Annotated in this window: 16 protein-coding genes and 2 pseudogenes; 9 read left to right on the forward strand and 9 right to left on the reverse strand. The window is 69.4% G+C overall.

Translation table 11 applies throughout. The features are described from left to right. Positions 1-160: 160 nt before the first annotated feature. Positions 161-751, forward strand: a complete 591-nt coding sequence (locus tag AB0N66_RS32830; protein WP_365441880.1) for a sigma-70 family RNA polymerase sigma factor — start codon at positions 161-163, stop codon at positions 749-751. Positions 752-793: 42 nt separating this feature from the next. Here the strand turns inward: AB0N66_RS32830 and AB0N66_RS32835 are convergent, their stop codons facing one another. The 3 genes from AB0N66_RS32835 to AB0N66_RS32845 are packed head-to-tail and all read right to left on the reverse strand — an operon-like array spanning position 794 to position 3,770. After that, entirely contained in the window at positions 794-2,047 is a 1,254-nt protein-coding gene (locus AB0N66_RS32835; protein WP_365441882.1) for a hypothetical protein, read from the reverse strand. Positions 2,048-2,061: 14 nt separating this feature from the next. Then, positions 2,062-2,712, reverse strand: a complete 651-nt coding sequence (locus AB0N66_RS32840) for a hypothetical protein (RefSeq protein ID WP_365441884.1) — start codon at positions 2,710-2,712, stop codon at positions 2,062-2,064. Next, a complete protein-coding gene (locus AB0N66_RS32845) occupies positions 2,709-3,770 on the reverse strand; it encodes an NlpC/P60 family protein (RefSeq protein ID WP_365441886.1) in 1,062 nt (353 codons plus the stop codon). Before AB0N66_RS32845 ends, AB0N66_RS32840 begins: the two co-directional genes overlap by 4 nt. A 260-nt stretch (positions 3,771-4,030) precedes the next feature. Here AB0N66_RS32845 and AB0N66_RS32850 point away from each other — a divergent pair, with 260 nt between their 5' ends. The 6 genes from AB0N66_RS32850 (at position 4,031) to AB0N66_RS32875 (ending at position 10,307) form a co-directional block, all read left to right on the forward strand. Next, positions 4,031-4,549 carry a DUF6668 family protein gene (locus tag AB0N66_RS32850; protein ID WP_365441888.1) on the forward strand — a complete coding sequence of 173 codons (519 nt, stop codon included), beginning with the start codon at positions 4,031-4,033 and terminating at the stop codon, positions 4,547-4,549. Positions 4,550-4,587: 38 nt separating this feature from the next. Further along, complete coding sequence (locus tag AB0N66_RS32855) at positions 4,588-4,917, forward strand: hypothetical protein (protein ID WP_365441890.1); 330 nt, start codon at positions 4,588-4,590, stop codon at positions 4,915-4,917. A gap of 240 nt (positions 4,918-5,157) precedes the next feature. Beyond that, complete coding sequence (locus tag AB0N66_RS32860) at positions 5,158-5,916, forward strand: hypothetical protein (protein ID WP_365441892.1); 759 nt, start codon at positions 5,158-5,160, stop codon at positions 5,914-5,916. Next, positions 5,916-7,247, forward strand: coding sequence for a hypothetical protein (locus AB0N66_RS32865; protein WP_365441894.1), 1,332 nt, complete (start codon positions 5,916-5,918; stop codon positions 7,245-7,247). The genes AB0N66_RS32860 and AB0N66_RS32865 overlap by 1 nt, the downstream gene beginning before the upstream one ends. Next, positions 7,234-8,733, forward strand: coding sequence for an SCO6880 family protein (locus AB0N66_RS32870; RefSeq protein ID WP_365441896.1), 1,500 nt, complete (start codon positions 7,234-7,236; stop codon positions 8,731-8,733). The genes AB0N66_RS32865 and AB0N66_RS32870 overlap by 14 nt, the downstream gene beginning before the upstream one ends. 113 nt (positions 8,734-8,846) lie before the next feature. Then, a complete protein-coding gene (locus AB0N66_RS32875) occupies positions 8,847-10,307 on the forward strand; it encodes an ATP/GTP-binding protein (protein WP_365441897.1) in 1,461 nt (486 codons plus the stop codon). A 67-nt stretch (positions 10,308-10,374) separates the two neighbouring features. On the opposite strand, the gene AB0N66_RS32880 is transcribed toward AB0N66_RS32875, so the two are convergent. The 4 genes and pseudogenes from AB0N66_RS32880 to AB0N66_RS32895 all read right to left on the reverse strand — a co-directional run bounded on the left by AB0N66_RS32880 (position 10,375) and on the right by AB0N66_RS32895 (position 15,075). Beyond that, positions 10,375-11,865: a hypothetical protein gene (locus AB0N66_RS32880; protein ID WP_365441898.1), complete on the reverse strand. Its 1,491-nt coding sequence runs from the start codon at positions 11,863-11,865 to the stop codon at positions 10,375-10,377. A 1,015-nt stretch (positions 11,866-12,880) separates the two neighbouring features. Next, positions 12,881-13,150, reverse strand: a pseudogene (locus AB0N66_RS32885) (septal ring lytic transglycosylase RlpA family protein); the annotation flags it as partial. Between the two features lie 93 nt (positions 13,151-13,243). After that, positions 13,244-13,750, reverse strand: a pseudogene (locus AB0N66_RS32890) (ricin-type beta-trefoil lectin domain protein); the annotation flags it as partial. Positions 13,751-13,893: 143 nt separating this feature from the next. Next, positions 13,894-15,075, reverse strand: a complete 1,182-nt coding sequence (locus AB0N66_RS32895) for a glycoside hydrolase family 19 protein (protein ID WP_365441900.1) — start codon at positions 15,073-15,075, stop codon at positions 13,894-13,896. 359 nt (positions 15,076-15,434) lie between these two features. Here AB0N66_RS32895 and AB0N66_RS32900 point away from each other — a divergent pair, with 359 nt between their 5' ends. After that, positions 15,435-16,376 (forward strand): hypothetical protein, encoded by a 942-nt coding sequence (locus AB0N66_RS32900; protein WP_365441902.1) that lies wholly within the window; start codon positions 15,435-15,437, stop codon positions 16,374-16,376. Between the two features lie 126 nt (positions 16,377-16,502). On the opposite strand, the gene AB0N66_RS32905 is transcribed toward AB0N66_RS32900, so the two are convergent. Continuing rightward, on the reverse strand, positions 16,503-18,311 hold the full coding sequence (locus tag AB0N66_RS32905) for a hypothetical protein (RefSeq protein WP_365441904.1): 1,809 nt from the start codon (positions 18,309-18,311) through the stop codon (positions 16,503-16,505). A 577-nt stretch (positions 18,312-18,888) separates the two neighbouring features. Here AB0N66_RS32905 and AB0N66_RS32910 point away from each other — a divergent pair. Continuing rightward, positions 18,889-19,323 carry a DUF4913 domain-containing protein gene (locus AB0N66_RS32910; protein WP_365442000.1) on the forward strand — a complete coding sequence of 145 codons (435 nt, stop codon included), beginning with the start codon at positions 18,889-18,891 and terminating at the stop codon, positions 19,321-19,323. Between the two features lie 98 nt (positions 19,324-19,421). Here the strand turns inward: AB0N66_RS32910 and AB0N66_RS32915 are convergent, their stop codons facing one another. Then, positions 19,422-20,984: an RICIN domain-containing protein gene (locus AB0N66_RS32915; protein WP_365441906.1), complete on the reverse strand. Its 1,563-nt coding sequence runs from the start codon at positions 20,982-20,984 to the stop codon at positions 19,422-19,424. Positions 20,985-20,987: the final 3 nt, after the last annotated feature.

Raw genomic sequence — 20,987 nt, forward strand, 5'->3', positions numbered from 1 at the left:
ATGCGCGCCCTCCGGTTCCGGGGGGATCCATCGGTCGTACGTAAATCGCTCGTCAATTCGACGTGGAACCCGGCTCGCGAGACTCCCAGCGATCGGGGCTGTTGAACCGGCCTCGACGCCCGACCTTCGCCACGAGGTCACAGAACGAGGGAGTACGACCTTGAGCTGGACCGTGATGGGATCCACTGGAGCTGTCGCCGCCCGGGAACGAGCGATGCGCACGCTGTACGACGACCACGCCAGGGACCTGTACCACTATGTCCTGCGTCTGCTGGGAGGCGATCGGCACAGAGCCGAGGACGTGGTGCAGGAGACGCTGCTGCGCTGCTGGCGCACCCAGAGCATGGAGGACGACCAGCCCTTGCGGCCGTGGCTGTTCAGGGTGGCCCGCAACCTCGTCATCGACGAGTACCGGCTGCGGATGGCCCGCCCCCAGGAGGTCGACGGCACCGCCTGGCTGGACGAGCTGCTGGCGAAGACCGACGACCTGGACCGCCTGCTCTCCTCGATGATCCTCCAGCAGGCGTTCAAGTCGCTCTCGCCCAAGCACCGACAGGTGCTGTACGAGACCTACTACACCGGCAGGTCGACGCGTGAGGTGGCCCTCGTGCTCGGGATACCGCCGGGCACCGTCAAATCGCGTCTGTACCACGCGGTGCGGGCGCTGCGCATGGCCCTGGGCGTCGTGGAGACCCCCGACGAGGTGGTCGCCGGGAAGCACCCCGTCCTGTGGCACACGCCCGCCGCGTGACCAGCCCGGCCCGCTTCGGCGGGCCACCGGACGGCCCCGGGCTCACCTGGCCGTCCGGGTCTCCTGCGCGGGGCGCTCCCAGGACGGCATCGGACGCCGGGTCCGCACCATGCCGGGCGGGCCCGCCGGGGCGACTTCCCGCAGCGGCTGTCCGCCCGCGACGCGGGACGCCTCCAGCCATGCCCTGTGGTGCAGGGCGGCGGTGAGCGCCGTGCCGCCCTCGCCCGGGATCTGGTTGCGCAGCCGGACCACGGCCACGGCGGCGGACAGCGCGGGGTCCAGGTCGGTGATCTGCAGCCAGAGCGCCTGCGCGCGGGCCGCCGCGGCCTCGGCCCGCTCGCCGTTCCCCTGGTAGTGCCAGCGCTCGGCGACATCGCGGAACAGCTGTACGCCGCCGAGGGCGTTCCCGGCCAGGGCGGTGACCCGGGCCCGGATCTCGCGGATGCGCAGGGCGTCGGGGTGGGAGACCCCGAGCGTGCCGGCGGCCTGCTCGTCCAGCCGCGAGGCGAGCGAGGCGGCCTTGCCGACCCGGCCCGTCTGAAGGAGCTTCGTGACCATGGCCAGGGACTCGGCGTACTCCGCGGGATCCGTGCCGGGATCCGTGCCGGGATCTGTTCCGAGATCCGTTCCGAGATCCGTTCCGCGATTCGTTCCGGGATCCGTTCCGCGATTCGTTCCGGGATTCGTCCCCGGGTCGGCTTCGAGGGCGCGGCCGACCAAGGCCGCCGCTGGAACGGGACGGCTCGACGCGGCCGTTGGAACGGGCCGGCTCGACACGGCCAGTGGAACAGGACGGCTCGACGCGGCCGCCGGACCAAGTTGACGCGACGCGACCACCGACGGTCTCGGGCGCGGCCGGCTCGACACGGCCGTAACCGGGTGCCCGGCGGCCGGCGGCCCCGGGGAAGTCCGTACGGCGACGGCGGTTCCGTGGACGTCTGCCGGGACCTGCGGCGCCGCCGGTTCCGTGGCCGCGTTCCCGGGCCGGGCGGAGGGCTTGTCCTGGCGCTTCTTCGTCGCCTTGGCACGCTGTCCGCTGCCCGGGACCTCCCCCACCGCTCCCTCGGGCGAAATGACCAAATGCCATACGGCGCCGTCCGGTTCGGTGGCCTCGGCCCGTACGGGGCGGCCGAGGCGGGCGGCCGCCGCGGCCACGGTGTCGATGGCCGAGGCGCGGTCGGGATGCGCGTAGGCGGGCACCAGCGGGCCGGAGGCGTCGACCCCGCCGCCGTCGTGAACGGTGAGGGCGTAGACCGGCCACGCCGGCACTTCCTCGTCCTCATACGTCGTAGGCATGAAATCCCTCCGGGCTATGGGACGGTGACGTCGGCGATACGCCACGTCCCGCCGGCTGCCGTGCGGGTGAGGTGCACAAACGCCGCGACGGTGGTGGGTCCGCCCTTCCACCCGTCGCGGCCGAACGGGGTGGCGGTGACGGTCCACTGCCCCCACGCCTCGGTGCCGGTGTCGCCGGGCATGGCGGCGTCCTCGGCCTTGCGCACCGTGACGACGGTGTACGCGCGGTGGCCCGCCCACTCCCGCCACTGGGCGCCGGCTACCGAGCGGGACCGGTGCGCGCGCAACTGTGTCGCGTACGCCTTGGTCAGCCAGCCCGCGTCCGCGGCGCGCACTCCGGCGTCCTGCGGGCCGCTGTCGATGTCGGCGTCGAACGTCCACATCACCTCGAGCGCGCCCCGGCCGACCGCGTCGGCGTTCCGCTGGTCGACGTCGGCGGGCCTGGTGACGCCTCCCTTGGGTGTGCCCTTGGCCCCCGCGGGCAGGGGCGCGGCCTCGCGGGCGTCGGGCGGGGTCGGGTAGGGGCCGGTGCCGGTCGCGGCGGGAGCCGACGGACGGTCGGACGCGCCCTGTTCGCCGCCGGAGCCGCAGCCGCCCAGGGTGAGGACGAGCGCGAGTACCGTCGCGGCCACGGCGGTGGTGTCCCGCGTACTGGGGGGAGTCATCCGAACCGCCTCACTTTCTGGGTCTTCGAGGTGTAGTAGGCCTCGTCGAGGTTGCTGATCTTGACCACGTCTCCGGTCTTCGGCGCGTGGATGAACTGACCGTGGCCGATGTAGATGCCGATGTGGTCGTAGTTGCCGTTCAGCTTGAAACCGATCACGTCGCCCGGCCGCATGTCGTCGCGTGCCACCGCTTTGCCCGAGGCGACCTGGAGTTGGGAGACGCGCGGCAGGAGCAGTTCGCCGCCGCTGGCGTGGTAGACCGCGTACTGGACGAGGCTGGAGCAGTCGAACCCGATCGTGTTCGCGCCCTGGGCGAATCCGCGCCCTGGGCCCTCCGGCCCGCCGCCGCCCCATGAGTACGGGGTGCCGAGCCACTTCTTGGCGGCCGCCACCACCCGGTCACCGAACGCGCCGCCCTGCTCGGCCGGTTGGCCCGGTTCGTCGCCGGTGAAGTCGGACATCGACTTGATGATCCTGGCGACGTAGGCCTGGGTCTCCGGGTACGGGGGCACACCGCCGTACTGCTGGACCGCGCCGGGGCCCGCGTTGTAGGCGGCGAGCATCAGCCGGGTGGGGTCGCCGTCCGCTTCCATCGTCTTGACCTTGTCGGCGAGCCAGCAGTCGTAGCGGGCCTGCGTCATGATCGCGTCGCCCGGGGTGAACGGGTCGGCCACGCCGTCCGGTTGGGGGCTGCCGTCCCGGCTCGCCGCGTCCACGCCCCAGGTCGCCCAGGTGCCGGGTATGAACTGGCTGAGTCCCTGTGCGTCGGCGGGGCTCACCGCGGTCGGGTCCCAGTTGGACTCCGCCTTGATCTGCGCGGCCACCAGAGGCGCGCTGACCTCCTCGCACTGCCGGCCCGCGCGTTCGATCCACGCCACGTAGTCCGTCGGAACGCCCTTGGCGTCCAGCGTGGTCGCGAACCCCACGGACGCGGCGGCCTCCTCCTTCTGGTCCACGGCGCCCAGTACCGACAGGCCGACCAGAGAGCCGATCAACGCCAGGACGCTGCAACCCGTCACCAGCATCGTCGATCGTGCCTGCGCGGTATGGCCGGTCATCTGCAACCCCCCAAATAGACCTGCGATCCGGGAACCAAGCGCTCCGGAATTGCCTCAACTCGCCCTAAATTTCGTATTCCTGATAAGTAATCACTTGTGTTGTATTGCTAACTTATGTGTACTATGGGCGCGTTGAGTCAGTCGAGTCAGCAGTGGAAGGAGTTGCCGTGGCGGGTGATGCACCGGTCATCAATCCCTGGTTGCCGCAGTCACGCCCTTCCGGGGGCAGCAACGGGAAATCCCTGCGATCGGTTCAGGACGTGTCGGCAGAGCTCACCGGCCCGGTGGCGCCGCAGGGTGCTGGAGTGCCGCGACCCGAGCAGGGGCTGCCCGTCGCAGGGCCGCGGCCCGGCACCGCGCACGGCTGGTGGTGGCTCGGCGTGCACGGCGGCGCGGGCGTCAGCACGCTGGAGCGGGCCGTGCCCGGCGGCCAGGACGCGGGGCTCGCCTGGCCCGCGTCCGCGCAGTCCCCGGCGGTCGTGCTCGTCGCCCGCTCCAGCGCGAACGGCATCAAGGCCGCGCAGAACGCCGCGCGGCAGTGGGCCTCGGGCATGGTCCCCGGCGTCGATCTGCTCGGCCTTGTCGTCGTCGCCGACGCCCCCGGCAGGCGGCCCCGGGTTCTGCAGAACCTGGTGCGGCTGGTCTCCGGCGCCGTGCCCCGGCTGTGGGAGATCCCGTGGGTGGAGCCCTGGCGGCTCGGTGAATCGCCCATCGCGCACCTGCCCAAGGAGTGCGCGCCGCTGGCGCGCGACCTGTCCCGACTCACCCGCCCCGCTTAGCCCGCCCCGCTTATCCCGCCCCGCTTAGGGAGAACCCGTTGTCCAGCCTGCTGGCGGTCGTTCTGGACGCCTCACCGCACATAGCCCCGATTGCCCACCTGGCCGCCGCGACCCCGGTCCCCTCCGGCCCGCCGGACGTCGGCGGGGGCGAGGCGCCACCCGGCGCCGAAGGCCTGCTGACGGTGCTGAAGTGGGTGGCCTGGAGTGTCACCGCCCTCTGCGTCGCGGGCATCTTCGGCGTGGCCGCCAGGATGGCGGTCGACCACTCCCGGGGAGGCGCCCGCGAGCACGCCAGGGGACTCGGGTTCGTCCTCGGCGCGTGCCTGCTCGTCGGCTCCGCTTCGGGCCTTGTCGGCGCGCTCGTCTAGGCGACCGGATGCCGAGCAGACGTCGACGCGGGCCGGGAGCCGGATGCCGAGCAGACGTCGACGCGGGCCGAGAGCCGGACGCCGACCAGGCGTCGACGTGAGCTGAGAGTCCGTCAGGCGAGCTGGCGTCGGCGCCTGGTGTTCCGGCCAACCGGCCAACCGGCCCCCACGCGCACCCCACGCGCACCCCACGCCCCTGGCCACCCGTCACCCGACAACTCACGAGGATGAGGGAGGAACATGGCAGAGCCCGGCAACAGCGCGGCGGCCGATGAGCCGCGCAGCCCGTGGCTGAGTACCGGCTTCGTCCTCGCCGCCGCGTTCATCGGCTTCATCGCCGTCATCGGCACAGTGCTCGCCGTCACCTCGGACACCTCCGGAAACGGCGGCACCAGCACGGCGGAGACACCCGCCGCCCGCGCCGCCGGCCTGCCGTCCGGGTCCGCCGCCGCCGACGGCGGCTCGTGCCCCGAACTGGCCGACGGCGAGCAGGACTTGCCCACTTCCGCACCCGCGGGCGTGACCTGGAACCTGTACGGCAGCGTCGCCCTCCCCTCCTCGGAGGAGGCGGGCCCGGCCACGGCGGGCAAGGACGTGGCGCGCTGCTACGCGCACACCCCCGTCGGCGCCCTGCTGGCCAACAGCCAGATCAGCGTGCGCTACCTGGCCGCGGACGACTGGCTGAAGGTGACCCGCACCCAGACCGTGGGCGCGGGCCGCGACGCCTACATCACCGACCGGACCAAGGCGGAGCAGACGGCGGCCCCGGCCGGGGACAGCGGCTCCCACGGGCAGATCGCCGGATTCAGGTTCGTCACCTACAACGACACTACCGCGGTGATCCAGACCGTGTGGCGGTTCCCTGACGGGCAGTTGCAGGCCGCCACCACGACGGTGCTGTGGCAGGACGGGGACTGGCGGCTGGAGTACCCGGCCGACCCGGCCGACCCCGCCCCGGTCGACTCCCTCGCCGGATACACCCAGTGGGGAGGCGTCTGATGGCGGGCTGCGACTTCGGCTGGGTACCCCCCACGGTCGGCGGTTACTGCGTGGGGAAGGGGACGGGGACGGCCCCGAAGAACCTCGGCGACACCGGGTTCGACGACATAGCCGAGAGCGCCGCGCAGGCGGCGAGCATCACCGTCAAGGCACTCGGCAGCGCGTGGATGGACCTGGGCAGTCCCGACCTGGGCGAGGAAGGCGGCCCGGTGGCGTTCCTGCGCGGCTCCACGCTCTGGTTCACCACGTTCACCGCCGTACTGTGTCTGCTCGTCGCGGCCGGGCACCTCGCCTGGCAGCGCCGCGGCGAACCCGCCCGGCAGGCCCTCCAGGGGCTGCTCAACCTGGTGGTGGTCTCCTCCGCCGGGGTCGCCACGGTCAATCTGCTGGCCGACGCGGGGGACAAGTTCAGCGTCTGGATCATCGACAGGTCCACCGGCTGCCAGAAGATCAGCGCCACCGGCGAGCCGGTGGCCAGCTGCGTGGCCGAGTTCGAGAAACGCACCTCGGCCATGCTGGCGCTGAGCGACGCGGACTCGTCGTTCCTCGTCCTGATCATGGCCGTGCTGGTGATCGTCGGCAGTGTGGCGCAGATCGCGCTGATGATCGTACGGATGGCCATGCTGGTGATCCTGACCGGCACGTTGCCGCTGGCGGCGGCGGCCAGTTCCACCGCCACCGGCCGGGTCTGGTTCCGCAGGTCCGTGGGCTGGCTGCTCGCCTTCGTGCTGTACAAACCGGCCGCGGCCGTCGTGTACGCGGCCGCGTTCTCGATGTCCGGCCAGACGCAGGACAACGACGTCGTCTCGATGGTCTCCGGGGTCGTCCTGATCGTCCTGGCCTGCTTCACGCTGCCCGCGCTGATGCGGTTCGCCGCTCCAGTCGTACAGGCGGCGGTGTCCGGGACGAGCCGCGCGGGCAAGACGTCCGCCGGTGCGGGCGGCTCGGCCGCGGCCACCGGTGCGCTGTCCGTACCGCAGCTGCGCGGTCCGGCCGCCGGCCGGTCGGTGTCCGGGGCCGCCGTGCACCCGGACGGCTACGGAACCACCGGCGCGCGCGTCACCCCGGGAGCGAAGGCGGGCGGGCCGGGGCCCGCGCCGGGCGCCGACGGCGCACGTGGAGCTCCGGACGGCGAGCGCACCGCGGGCGACACCACCTGGCCGCCACAGACGGCGGACCAGACGGACCAGACGGACCAGACGGACCCGGCGTATCCGGACGACACCGCGGAGACAGAGCCCGAGCACCAGTGGGACGCGACGGCCTCCCTGCTGTTGCCCGCTTGGCGGCACACCGACCACCACCAGGAGGAGCCCCGTGGCAGCCACTGAAGCAACCGGCCCCCGCACGTACGGCAACTTCCGCAAGCCCCGTACCTCCGGCCTGCGCGGTCTGTCCCTCGGGGCGACCCTGCTGCTGTTCGCCGGACTGATCGCCGTCGTCCTGGCCACGCTGGTCTCCGTGTGGGCCGCGCTGGCCCTGGGGGTGGTGCTGGTCATGGCCCTGGCCCCGCTGGCACTGCGGGACCGGCACGGCCGCACTCTGATGCAGCGCGGCGCGGTCCGGCTGGCCTGGCGGCGCACCACCTCGTCCGGCGGCCATCAGTACCGCTCGGGTCCGCTGGGCCTGACCGGCTACGGCACCTGCCAACTGCCCGGCCTGGCAGCCGAGTCGACCTTGACGGAGGCGCGGGACGGCTACGGCCGCCCGTTCGCCGTGATCACGATTCCGGCGACCGGCCACCACACCGTCGTCATCTCCTGCGACGCGGACGGAGCCGCCCTCGTCGACGAGCAGCAGGTCGATGTCTGGGTGGCCCACTGGGGTCAGTGGCTGTCCGCCCTGGGCGCCGAGCCGGGCCTCGTCGCCGCGAGCGTCACCGTGGAGACAGCCCCCGACTCCGGAGTCCGGCTCCAGCAGGAGATCGCGGCCAACGCCGTCGACGGGGCCCCCGACCTGGCCAGATCGATGCTGCGGGAGGTGCTGGCCGCCTATCCCGCCGGTTCGGCGCAGATCGCCACGCGAATCGCGCTTACGTACTCCGGCGCCGCCCGCGAGGGCACACCTCGCCGCAGCGTCGAGGACATGGCGCTGCACATCGGCACCCGCCTGCCGGGCCTGACCGCAGGGCTGTCCATGACCGGCGCCGGCACGGCCGTGCCGATGACCGCGACCGAGCTCGCCGAGGCGGTACGCGTCGCCTACGACCCCACCGTGGCGTCCCTGGTGGAGGAGGCGCGTGGCTCCGGCGGCACCGGGCTGACCTGGGACCAGGCCGGGCCCATGGCCGCCCAGGAATCCTGGGACCACTACCGGCACGACGGCGTCTTCAGCGTCACCTGGGCCATGACGGAGGCCCCGCAGGGTGAGGTGTTCTCCAACGTCCTCACCGCCCTCGTACAGCCCAACCGAGACATCGCCCGCAAGCGGGTCACCCTGCTCTACCGCCCGCACACCCGGGCCGAGGGCGCCCGGGTCGTCCAACAGGACTACAAGAACGCCCTGTTCAACGCCCAGCAGTCGCAGGTCGGCCAGGCGCGCGACGACGCGGAGCTGACGGCGGCACGCAGGACCACCGAGGAGCAGGCCCAAGGCCACGGCGTGATCCGCTTCGGACTACTGATCACGGCGACAGTCAACTCCGCCGACGAACTGGCGAAGGCCGCCGCGACCGTGGACAACCTGGCACCCGCCGCCCGCATCGCGGTGCGGCCCGTCTACGGCTCGCAGGCGGCGGCGTTCGCCGCGGCGCTGCCGCTGGGGCTGGTACTGCCGCTGCACACGGCGTTGCCGCAGACGGTGCGGGACTCGATGTAGAGGTCGATGCGGGGTTCATTGCGGGGTTCATTGCGGGGCTCGATCTTCATTTGTCGGGCTCGATCCAGGACAACTCGATCCAGGACAACTCGATCCAGTACAGGGGAAGTTCAATGGCACGCACGACCAGGGAACTCCGACCGCCGCGCGTCACGTCCCGTGGCTGGCCCGGCCATGGCGGCGGCATGGTGGGGTACGTGGATCCCGCCCCGGAGTGGCGCGGCACCTCGGTGCAGGTGTGCGGGCTGTGGCCGTTCGGCGCGGGCGCGGGGACCCCCATGGTCGGGGTGCCGCTGGGCCGCGACCTCGACTCGGGAGCCACGGTGTGCTGCGACCCCGTGTCGTGGTTCACGCGCACGGGCCTGCTGGCCAACCCCTCGATGTTCGTGCTGGGCCGCCCGGGCCTCGGCAAGTCAACGATCGTACGACGCATGGCACTTGGCCTCTCCGGCTACGGCGTCCACCCGCTGATCTTCGGCGACCTCAAGCCCGACTATGTGGACCTGATCCGGGCGATCGGCGGGCAGGTCATCAGCCTGGGCAGAGGCCGTGGCAACCTGAACGTCCTGGACCCCGGTGCGTCGATCGAGGCCGCGGCCCGGCTCACCGGCGACGCACGCCACCGGCTCCTCGCCGACATCCACGGCCGCCGTCTCCACATGGTCTCCGCGCTCATCACCATCCTGCGCTCGGCACCACCGACCGACCGCGAGGAGACGATCATCTCGGCGGCGCTGAACGTCCTCGACGACCGGCACGGACCGGGCGACATACCCGTACTCGGCGACCTGGTGCGGGTCATCAAGGAGGCCCCGGAGTCGGTGCGTTCGGTCGCCCTGGACCGCGGCGACATCACTCGCTACCAGGACATCACCGAGAACCTGGAGGCGTCGCTGACCGCGCTGCTCGGTGACGGCCGGCTGGGCGGCACCTTCGCCCAGCAGACCACCGAGCCGATGAAGCTCGACCGGCCGGTCTGTTTTGACATCAGCGGCATCGACGACAGCGAGGTGCTGCTCCAGGCGGCGGCGCTGCTGTCCTGCTGGTCGTACGGCTTCGGCGCGGTCTCCGCGGCGCACGCGCTCGCGGACGCCGGTCTTGAGCCGCAGCGCAACTACTTCCTCGTCATGGACGAGTTGTGGCGTGTCCTCCAGGCGGGCCGCGGTCTGGTCGACCGGGTCAACGCGCTCACCCGCCTTGACCGGCAGCGCGGAGTCGGTCTGGCCATGATCACCCACAGCCTCGACGACCTGCTCGCCCTCCCCACCGAGGAGGACCGCACCAAGGCCAAGGGCTTCGTCGAACGCGCGGGCATGGTGATCTGCGCGGGCCTGCCCCCGGCCGAGATGCCTCAGCTCGCCCAGATCGTCGAGCTGACCGAGCCGGAGAAGCGTCTCCTGGTCGACTGGTCCACCCCGCCCGCATGGGACGGCGCCAACGGCCGCCGCACCGACCCGCCCGGCCTCGGCAACTTCCTGATCAAGGTCGGAAACCGTCCCGGAATCCCGCTGCACGTGGATCTGACGGCGGCGGAGCTGGAGGTCAACAACACGAACAAGAGGTGGAACAAGTAGAGCGGCCTCGGTGCGCCGAGGGACGGTGCCGGGCGGCGTCAACGCGGCCCGGCACCGTCCCTTCCGCTCACACGGTGAACCTGACGGCCTGCAGCCAGAGGGAGTTGTCCTGGGTGCCGCCCCAGATGAAGTTGCCCGGCGCCTGGCCCGTGGGCTGGTCGCATCCCAGCCCGCCCCAACGGCCGTTGACGGCCGCGTTCTGGCAGACCGCGCCGTCACCCACGTTGATGACGAAGCCCAGGATGTACGGGTAACTCGCTTTGGTGGAGCCGATGTAGTTGTCGACGCCATCGGCCGCCCCGTTCCAGGGGGCCTTCCATTCCTCGATGTGGACCCAGGCACTGGAGGCCGTGCCCTTCGTACCCGCCGTCGCCGTGTTGATCGACTTGATCTTCTGGCTGGTGCCCACACGTCCGGCCGTGGTGCCGTCGCACGCCGGCTTCTGCCAGCCGTCCTTGTCGAGGTACACGCGGTAGCAGATGTGCCGCCCGGGATCCCTCGCCGCCAACTTCATGACGGCCTCCGCGGCGGTCTCCTTGTGGGGCTTGGGCGTTGTCGGCGCCTTCGGCTTCGCCGTGGTCTTCGGATTCGTCTTCGTCTTCGGTTTTGGTTTTGCCGAGGTGGATGCTGAGGGAGAGGGGGAGCGCGACGGTGAGGGGGAGCGTGACGGTGCGGGTGACAGGGATGGTGATGGGCTGGGGGAGGTGGAGTAGCTCGGTGTGAGTTCGACTGGCGTGGGTGAGGTGGTGTCGGCGGCTGTGGAGTCGGCGGCCTGGTTCTGACCATCCTGGCCTTCGCCGCCGCCCGAGCCGCTGCCGAGCATGACCAGGGGGACGACGATGACTGCGGCTGCTACGACGCCTGCTATTCCTACGCCGAGGGGGCGTTTGAGGAACGAGGGCGGCTCGTACTCGTCGTCCGACTGGCGGAGGATCTTCTTCCGGATGTTGCCCAGGCCGAGGTTCGGGACGCTGAGAGCGGGGGCTGAGATTCTCGGCCTTGGCCGCTCCGGCACGAGGGCCACCGCGTCATCGTCGTCGCCATCATTGTGGTCATTGTCGTCAGTAGCGGCGTAGCCATAGGCAGTGTTGTAGTCACCGGCGGCGTCGTAGCCATCCGCATCCGCATCGGTATCAACACCGGTATCGGTATCGTCGTCGATGTCGGAGAAGTCGGACTGGTCCGCGGGCTGTTCGGACCCGGAGTCCTCGGTGGAGCCTTCCTGGCGTTGCTCGACCAGTTGGCTGGAGCCGTCGGGTGCGACCTCGACGATGGCGACGTATCCCGCGGACGGGTCGGAAATCGAGGCTCTTACGGTGGAGTTGCGGTTGCGGGCGTACCCGTGGAGCGTGTCGAGGATCGCGACGTCGACCGATTCGCCTCCCATCACGGGTACGGGGATGCCGTCGATGGAGGCGGAGCCGTCGCCGGCGACGATCACGGGAATGGTCCCGGGCGTCTCCGGGGCGGGACTCTGTGAGCCGCCGTCCACCGGTTCCCCGGGTGCGAGGTGCTTGTCCCCCGAGATCGGCTCGTCCTCTTCTTCACCCAGGCCCATGCCTATCCCCTCCTGACGTTGCCGTCCGTGTGGCCCCGATCCGGATCCTCGACGAACCCGAACCGCCCGGCCAGAACACGGACGCGGTCCCTGCACAACGCCGCAACGGGCCCCGAGGGCAAACAGTTCAATCCGCGGCCACGACCGATCTCACCGAGGCCGCGCAGTGAACCACTCGGGTCCCTTTCCCGTGGAGGTGGCGAGGACGCCATCCCCCCGGCGGCCTCCCAGTCGGCACCGGACCCGGCGGCTCCTATGTGACGCCGCCGGGTCCGGTCCTCTGGAGACGGACTCCTGCCGCATCCGATTCCTCACCGACGCCACGATCCGGAGCCGCAGCTGTGGGAATTCTGAGAGCTCTCGGACGGGCGGCACGGTGGATCGGGCGGCAGATATGGCGGACGAAGGGCATATGGGGGCCGGCGCTGGTCCTGGGAGCCGTGGGATTCGCGCTGGCAGGGCCGCTGGGGCTGGGACTGGCGCTGCCGTTGGCGGCCGCGCTGGGCGGTGCGGGAGGGGCGGCGCTCGGGCTTTCCATGGGGATGAGGCGGAAGACGGGGCAGCTGCGGGAGAGGGCAGCGTTGCAGGCACAGGAAGCCAACAACTCGTCGAAGCAGGCGCAGCTCCCGGAACCTGACCCGCGGCTCAAGGAGCCGAAGCAGCCAAAGGATCTCGAAGAGTCCCAGAGGTTCCGGGAGTTCCAGCAGTGGAGTAGGTGGACCAGGGCTTCCCAGTCCACGGCTCCCGATTCACGCCAGAATCCGTGGCCGGAGAACTCGCGTACCGATACCGATGCCGATCGGTCGCGGTCAGTACCACCAACCCCGACACCGAGGCACTCGGCGGACATAGCCGGGATGATGCCCAACGGCTTCCCCACGGACAGGGAGTCGCGCCCCCGTGGAGACTCCAACACGGGGCGCCCGCGCGAGGAGTCCCGTGAACGGAGCCGCCCACGCAGCCGCGGAAAATAAGGTTTCCGGACCCCACGGCGGCGGCACCCTCCGCAGCACGGTCAGTTCAACACCTGCTGCGTGACCACGATGTGCCCGGCGTCAGGATTGAGACTCCCGCCGAGCCGGTCGAACGCTCCGTCGGTCAGGTCGAGGCACTTGGGTTCCTGGGGCGTCTGCGCGAACGTCCCCCGATCGGTGATGCGCACCACCAGGGACCTGCCGTTCGCGACGTTGGTGACCTGAACCAGCGTCCCGAACGGCAGCTGCGGCTGGCGGCTGAGCGAAGTGGCGGCCGTGTCCGCGTTGTTGTCGTACAGCTCGCCGCTGGAGGTGAGAGCACCGGCCGGCTGGGCTCCGTAGTGGGTGGCCCAGCACTGGTCGCCGACGGGCTGGACAACGGGCGGGGCGACAGGCTGACTTGACGCGGTCCATTTCTGGTTCGCGGCGCCGGTGCAGGTCCATATCTGGGCCCGGGTGCTGTTCGCCGGGTTGTTGTCGGTCACGTCGAGGCACTTGCCCGCCTGCGGGTTGACGATGTCGTGCGCGGTGTTGATGGACCAGACCTGGTTCGCCCCACCGTGGCACGTCCACAACTGTGCCTTGGCACCGTCGGCGGTCGAACCATCAGTGATGTCAAGGCACTTGCCCAGGGCCCGGAGGGTGCCGTCGGAGCCGACCGTCCACTGCTGGGCGACGGTTGTGTTGCAGTCGTAGAGCTGTACGGGAGTGCCGTCGGCCGGGTTGGCGCCTTCGACGTCGAGGCACTTGCCCGCCAGGCCGATGATCGTGCTGGGGGCGGGCTCGTCCTGGGCCGTGTTGAGGAGGCGGAGGGCGGGGGAGGCGCCGAGGAGGCCGATGGGAAGGGCGAGGACGCCGAGAGCGAGGGCGCCGCGCAACGCGGCGGAACGAGCGGGGGTGCGTGCGGCCATGGGGAGAGAGTCACAGCCTTTCGGAAGCGGGGGCGAGACAGCCGTACGAGGTGCGGAGTACGAAGGGGCGTGCGCCGGACGAAACGCATCGCGCGTGCCGACCCACACCTCAACAGCCTTGCGGTGAACGGAGTTTGTCCGTCTCAGCAGCCGAGGGTGCCCTCTGCCGGGACCCCGAGCCTCGCGGTGAAGCGCTGGTAGGAATCCACCCGGCGATCGATCGCGAAGGGGTTCTTGCCGTCGCACTCCAGGTCGCCGTTGATGGAGCGGATGGTCTGCCCGAAGCCGGCCTTGTTCACCATGGCGTCGTGCGGGGTCATGGTGCCGGGCCCCGACTGGGTGCTCCAGTACCAAAGGGCGGTCTTCCAGGCGATGGAGGAGTCGTTCTGCACCAGGAAGGGGTCGTTCAGCAGATCCAGGCCGAGGGCCTCTCCGGCAGCCTTGTAGTTGTAGTTCCAGCTGAGCTGGATGGGGCCGCGGCCGTAGTAGGCGTCGATGCCGGCCGGGCAGCCGAAGGGCTTGCTCTGGTCGCAGTACGAGGTGTACGCGGTGAAGTCGTCCTCGATGATGTCCACCAGGCCGCTGGTCTCGTGGTTGGCGTTGGCGAGGAAGGCGGCGGCCTCCTGCTTCCTGACGATGTCGTCACCAGTGGTGGCGAAGCCGGGGTAAGAGCTCAACGCCGCGGTCAGCCCGCTGTACGTGTAGAAGGAGTTCCGGTCCGGGAACATCTCGTTGAACTGCGCCTCGCTCACCACGAATCCCGACGGGGCTTCGCCCTTGTCCCGCACCAGTGCCGCCGTGGTGACCCATTTCTGGTTCGCGGCGCCCGTGCAGGTCCAGATCTGCAGGCGCGTCTTGTTGGCGCTGAGGTTGTCTCGCACGTCCAGGCACTTGTTCGCGGCCGGATTGACGATGTCGTGGGCCCCGTTGACCACCCACTGCTGGTTGGGCCCGCCGTGGCAGTCCCACAGCTGGACCGCCGTCCCGTCCGCGGTACCGAAGTCCAGGGCGTCCAGACACTTGCCGAGTATCCGCAGGGTCCCGTCCCCCGGGTTCGACACACTCTGCGCGGAGTTCGCGAGACAGTCGTAGAGCTGAACGGGGGTGCCGTTGTCACTGCTCGACCGATCCGCGTCGACACACTTGCCGGCCAGCCCGGTGATCGGCCCCGCGGGCACGGACGCCTCGGACGCCAGCCCTAACTTGACCGGCCCGACGGTGAACAACGTCGCTGCGGCCACGGCCAACTCGGCACCGACCGTGAGCCCAACTCGGACAAGCCGCCCGGGTGAACGCCATCTGAAGTGGGGGGTGGTGGACATCATGGACGTCACTCCTTGGTCCTGTGGTGAAGGCAGGGAAAGGGTTCGCTGTTCGCGTAGGGCTCCGAACCGACGCTCCCTCCGAGCGAATCCGCCGAGACCGGCGAGGCCCCGACAGCCGACGCTCGTACCACGGCCAAGAGCCGCGAACGGTTCTGCCACGTTGCCGGTTCTTTTCCTGCCCACGCTGAGGGAGCGTGGGCGGCGAAAACCGGCGTCCGGGGGAACAAAGGTAGTGAACTGATGTACCGACAGAAGCGTTGTGACTTGTCGAGCGGAGAACTTGGCCGATCGACGGTGCTGAACTCGGCGCCGCCACGGGCACCGCACGGAGCGACCATCCACCCGTGAGGAAGGGCTAAATGCCAGGCTCAGAGCATTCAGACGACAGCAACGTTTCCAACGCCAGCTCCTACAGGTCCGTCGACATCACCGAAATGCCTCTGAGTGAGAGCCAGGGCAGTCAAACGCAGGAGCCGGATGAAATCCGGTCCGTGGAGTCGGATCAGCCGGTCCCGGACGACGCACCTCCACTCCCCCCGGGAGGCCTGGGAGTTTACCGCCAAAACACCGGAGAGTTTTTCGCGGTCCACCCTGAAGGTTATGTTGCCCGTTGGAACGCGGGCAAGGAATGGATCTGGGAGAACCGTCAGAAACTCGCGAGAGCCGTCCTCGATGTTTCTCCCAGTTTCATACAGGGCGCTTCAGCCTTCGTGCCCGAAGGAACCGCCCACACGGTCGTGAAGGGGGCAGGAATCCTCGCTCAGGCCGGCGTGGGAATCTACGACCTCGTCGGCCAGGCGAAGCAGCATCGAGCGGGCGGCCAGGTCGACTGGCCACAGATCACCACGAGCATGGTCCGGATACTCTCCGCGGGGGCGAACACGTTCGGAGAGGTCGGAAACAAAACCAAGCCGATCACCGGCGTGATCGACGGGCTCGGGAACTGGGGGGCGGGCGCCGCGACAGGTGTTGACGGGATGCGCCACTCGGCTCAGCCTGGGCCGCAGAGGCTGGGGGACGTCGAGAACCAGCTGTATGCCGGGATGCATCAACATACGCAGGTCGGAACGGAGCCGGGTCAGTACCCTCCCGGAGTCAATCCACCCACCCAACCCTCGTCCAGCACCTCGTCCTTCGAGCCTCACGTGCCCATCCCTGTGCCCGCCCAGGACTTCAACCCACCCGTGACCGACGCGGGCCGCAGTGAAATCCGCCGCCGGGGCGGGGAAGGGGACGGGCCCGTGGACGGCAACAGGTCCAGGGACAACTCCCCCGCCGGCCCCAAGGCGAAGCGCAAGTAACCGCACCCACCAGCTCGATGCCTACGGCCGCACCCTGACGGTGCGGCCGATCGGAGGAGGCACCGGGCGACGTACTTTACTCGTCACCCGGTGCCTCCTAGTACATGCAGAACGCGTGCCGCTGGCTTACCGGCGGCGACGCCTCACCGGAGGAGGAGACGGAGACGGAGACGGAGACTCAGCCACAGCCTCAGCCTCAGTCTGAATATTGGCGTTGACCCGTTGCAGCGGCGCACCGAACCCTTCGCTGGAGGAGGTGCTGCCGGCGGATCGGGCCGGAGGGTCTGCCCGTTGGAGGTGGCCGCCTGTCGGATTGCCGGGAGCGGCGCTCGTGAGGCTCGACGTGTCCCGCGGAATGCTGGTGTTCATGGTGAACGCCGGGTACTGCTGCGAATTGAGGCTGGTATTCATGGTGTAGCCGGTCGTATTACCCGAACTGTTCGGGTAATAGACGTTCGGCTGATGGCTCGATTCACCCCCACCATGTGAACCTGAGCCGTAGTAGCTCTGGGGCTGGCTGGTGTAGCGCTGGTCGCCGAAGTAGGACTCCGAGGAACCCATGTCTCCAGGCGAAGCCACGGTCATGTTGGACATGGCGGGCGCGAGTTGCTCCCCGTCATAGTTCGGGCTGGTGAACGGCATCGCCGGGGCTGGGTCGGCCGGGTAGGTGTAGTTCGGGTACTGGGCGACGGTCGGAAGCTGCTGGTTGAAATCAGTGGGCGCTTCGAGGTGCTGGCTGGCGACGGTGTTCACCGGCCCGAGGTAGTTGCCGGAGCCGTACGACTGCGTCGTCTGGGCAGTGTCCATCCTGGACAGCTGCGGGGCCGACCCTGTGGACGCGGACGACACGCTTCCTTGTGTGTTCGCGTGAGTGGCGAGCTTGTCCCACAGCGTCTGCGCGGCCGATGTCCCGGCAGGCCAGTTCTGACCGGCGTTCGAGTCCAGCGACGGATGGCGTTCCCACGCTGCCATGCGCTCACTGGTCACCGCCCCCAGCGGCTGAGGAGCCGGCGCACCCGCGGCCGACATGAGGACGACCGTGTTCGGGTCCGCCTGCGCATGCTCGAAAACGGTTCTGAAGTTGTCCAGCGACTGGTGCATGCCCATGCGGTTCCGGAGGATCGCGCGTCCTATTTGCTGGGTCTGATACTCGCGGTTCTGCTCATCGAGATACGAAGGCGTTCGCTCGAGAGTCATGACCTGATCCCAGGATTCCCGGGAGTGAATCGTGTATTCGGCGGTTTCTTCCAGGACGCCTGATTGCTCGTTCCTCCGGCGCACATGGAAAGCCACGCCGTTGACTTGGCCTGCTTCCATCATGTCCAGGAGCTTGGGTATCTCGATTTTGTTCAGCACGCTGCTTTCGTCTATCCCCCTGTAGACGTCTGCGTGCAGCGTTCCGGTGGTTGTACCCATGTATGTCTCGGACGAGTGACCCCACATGTAGTTCAATGTGGGTGAGGGGGTTGCACGGTCGAGGCCCGGATCGACCGCGTCAAGCCAGTCTGCCCCGACCGTGAATTCCAGGGTCCTGCCGCGGTTGAGCAGGGCCCGCAACTCCGCTGGCATCCCCGTCGTCTTCGACCACGCGCCGGAGTTCTCGGCTTCTCGTGCGGCCTCCTTCTTCAGAGCCCTTTCCCACCTGCGGTCATCGCGGAGGGACTTCCTGTTCTGGTTGTCTATCCGCCAGTCGCCCCGGACCTCGAAGGCCCTCGCCGCGACCAGTTGACCTACCAGACGGTGAACCAAGTCCGTGTCCGGTTGGGGCGTCCGCCCCGCATTGATCTCACGCCCCTCGTACCGGATGCGTTCGTAGAGGGCTTTCGCGGACCGGTTGAGCTCAGGGTTGTCCCTCTCGTTCAGGTCCCTGTACAGCTGTAGGCGGTCCAGGGACGTTTTCCGCCCACGCCTCCACGTTCTCTCGTTGAAAGCCATCGCGGTGTCTTCCCTTCTGTGTGGCGAGCAGTCGCCGTCCACCTGAAGCGAGGGTGGACCAGGGTGGTACCGGCTGATCGCTGGATCATGTGGGTTCGCCGGGCAACGAGTTCAGCCCCGGCGCCTGTCTTGGCAGACAACAACGGGGAGAGCCGTCGGCCGGTTCAATCTCCCCGTCGGCTGGGCCGATTTCGGGGGACGCCGGGCGTTGTCGGGCAGCGGCGTCCACGAGGTCCCGGGCCTTGTCGATGAACAGAGGGGGTGCCGTCTGTTGTCTTGTGGACTCTGGCTGGCGTCGGACATGACGTCCCTCTCGTGGGCCGGAGATGCCGATACGGCCGACAACGGGCCGGCGGGGCGAACGGTTCAATACCACATGTGAACCGCATCAGGCGCAGGCACGTTTCCTCCTCACGGCAACCGAATCAAAGCCGCTAGGAAAGACAGGCCTGCCATGACTACTGAAACGTCCGAGGTCCCCGGCGACGTAAACCCAGGTGTCGGCCCCGCCGGGCAGACCGGCAACCCGAGGGACACCGGACAGGGGGTCAGGAAAGGGAACGGCGACGGGCCGCCCGTGGGCGGGGGGTCGGACAGCGCCACCCCTCCGCCCCCCGCTCCGCCGCAGTTCATCCTGTACCTCCAGGGGCCCGAATACGCCCAGACGCTAAGGCAGTTGACCTTGTGGACCCACCACGTACTCCTGCCTGTCTACGGCAGGGAAGTCACCTCCTCGGCCCCTTGGTGCTCGCGCTGGTGGGAACACCCCGAAGCGGTCGCCCAACTCCACGGACTGTGGCTCGCCTGGGCGGATCTGACCGGTCCGGGCTCCGGGATGACCGGGCCCGCGAACTGGCACCGTGACCACCTGCCGTCTGTGATGAACTCCCTGCGGGATCCGATGGGCCCGTTCGCCGGGTGCAAGCCCGGTGCCCACCGGGCGAAGGAGGTCCCTCCCGTCGACGCCAAGGACCCGTTCGGCCCGCCGCCCGGAGCGCCTCCGCAGGCCTGACAGAGGCATCGCGGGCAACCAGCCCGCCCAAGGAACCGAGCGGACGTGCGCCCTACGCGCACATCCGCTCGTCCTTGCCCGCCGCCCGGCCGGCTCCCTCAGCTCTTCGGGAAGCTCCACTCGTGGTCGTCGCGGGCATTGCACGGGTAGACCGTGGCGCTGGTGGTCTCGGCCGTCTTGTTCGTGCGGGCCACGTCGAGGCACATGTCGCCGCTCTTCTGATTGCGGATCCAGTAGGTGCCGTTGGGGCGCTTCTGGAACCACCAGAGCTGGTTGTCCGTCTCGCGGCCGGGGCGGCAGTGGTACACGCTGACCGGGGTCTGCGCCAGGACGGTGCCGTAGTTCGGCAGGTCCAGGCAGAGGTTGGAGCTGACGTTGCGGATCAGGTAGAGGTTGGCTCCGCCGGTGCCGCCGCCCTTGGAGACCAGGTCCAGGACCCAGTCCTGGTTGTCGCCCGATGGTTTGCAGCGGTAGTCCTGGACCCGGGTGTCCACCCCGACCGAGCCTTCGCCCGGAAGATCGAGGCAGAAGCCGTACTTCTTGTTCTTGAGCAGCACCCTGCCGGTGGGGATACCGGGAACGGGCGTGGCTTTGGCTTTGGCTTTGGCTTTGGGGGTCGCCTTCGGCTTGGCCTTCGTCGTCGGCTTGGAGGTCGCCTTCGGTTTCGTTTTCGCCTTTGGTGAGGCGGACACCGAGGGGGAGGCCGAAGGCGAGGGGGAGCGGGATGGCGAGGGGGACAGGGAGGGGCTGGGGGAGGGCGAGTAACTCGGCGTCAGTTCGAGCGGAGTTGGGGGTGTCTTGTCCTTGACGGTGGACGACTCGGCCGCCTGGTTCTGGCCCTGACCGCTCGCGCCATCGCTCCCTGAGCTGCTGCCGAGCATGATCAGCGGAACGATGACGACCGCCGCCGCGACGACGCCCGCCACCCCTATGCCCAGGGGGCGTTTGAGGAAGGCGGGCGGTTCGTATTCGTCGTCGGACTGGCGGAGGATTTTCTTCCGGACGTTGCTCAGGCCGAGGTTCGGGACGCTGAGAGCGGGGGCTGAGATCCTCGGCCTCGCCCGCTCCGGCACCACGGCCACCGCGTCTTCTTCGTCAGCGTCATCGTCGTGAGCAATGTCGTAGCCATCGTCGGCATCGGCATCGGCATCGTCAGAGTCATCGTCGTCGTCGATGTCGGAAAAGTCGGGCTGCTCCAGCGGCTGTTCGAACCTGGGCGGCCGACCGGTCGGGCCGGCGTTCCCCACGGACTCCATCGGCGCGACGGACCCGGCGAGTCCCACCGACGGGTCGAACCCGGCGTCCTCGGCGGAGTCTTCCTGGCGTTGTTCGACCAGTTTGCTGGAGCCGTCGGGTGCGACCTCGACGATGGCGACGTATCCCGCGGACGGGTCGGAAATCGCCGCTCTTACGGTGGAGTTGCGGTTGCGGGCGTATCCGTGAAGCGTGTCGAGGATCGCGACGTCGACCGACTCGCCTCCCATCACGGGCACGGGAATGCCGTCGATGGAGGCGGAACCGTCAGCGGAGACGATCACCGGGATGATGGACGGCCCTGACGTATTCCCTGCGGGACCTTGCAGGCCGGGGGCCATGGGCTCCCCGGATGCGAAGGGCCCGGCCCCCCGGTTCGGCTCGTCGTCTTCTTCGCCCAGGCTCATGCC

Origin of the sequence: Streptomyces sp. NPDC093544 (assembly GCF_040683495.1) — a bacterium.
In the GTDB taxonomy this organism is placed as follows: Bacteria; Actinomycetota; Actinomycetes; order Streptomycetales; family Streptomycetaceae; genus Streptomyces.

Excerpts from the sequence above, each read along its gene's own strand:
- AB0N66_RS32835 (WP_365441882.1), bottom strand. The coding sequence starts at position 2,047 with ATGCCTACGACGTATGAGGACGAGGAAGTGCCGGCGTGGCCGGTCTAC.
- AB0N66_RS32840 (WP_365441884.1), bottom strand. The coding sequence starts at position 2,712 with ATGACTCCCCCCAGTACGCGGGACACCACCGCCGTGGCCGCGACGGTA.
- AB0N66_RS32845 (WP_365441886.1), bottom strand. The coding sequence starts at position 3,770 with ATGACCGGCCATACCGCGCAGGCACGATCGACGATGCTGGTGACGGGT.
- AB0N66_RS32860 (WP_365441892.1), top strand. The coding sequence starts at position 5,158 with ATGGCAGAGCCCGGCAACAGCGCGGCGGCCGATGAGCCGCGCAGCCCG.
- AB0N66_RS32865 (WP_365441894.1), top strand. The coding sequence starts at position 5,916 with ATGGCGGGCTGCGACTTCGGCTGGGTACCCCCCACGGTCGGCGGTTAC.
- AB0N66_RS32875 (WP_365441897.1), top strand. The coding sequence starts at position 8,847 with ATGGCACGCACGACCAGGGAACTCCGACCGCCGCGCGTCACGTCCCGT.
- AB0N66_RS32880 (WP_365441898.1), bottom strand. The coding sequence starts at position 11,865 with ATGGGCCTGGGTGAAGAAGAGGACGAGCCGATCTCGGGGGACAAGCAC.
- AB0N66_RS32895 (WP_365441900.1), bottom strand. The coding sequence starts at position 15,075 with ATGATGTCCACCACCCCCCACTTCAGATGGCGTTCACCCGGGCGGCTT.
- AB0N66_RS32900 (WP_365441902.1), top strand. The coding sequence starts at position 15,435 with ATGCCAGGCTCAGAGCATTCAGACGACAGCAACGTTTCCAACGCCAGC.
- AB0N66_RS32905 (WP_365441904.1), bottom strand. The coding sequence starts at position 18,311 with ATGGCTTTCAACGAGAGAACGTGGAGGCGTGGGCGGAAAACGTCCCTG.
- AB0N66_RS32915 (WP_365441906.1), bottom strand. The coding sequence starts at position 20,984 with ATGAGCCTGGGCGAAGAAGACGACGAGCCGAACCGGGGGGCCGGGCCC.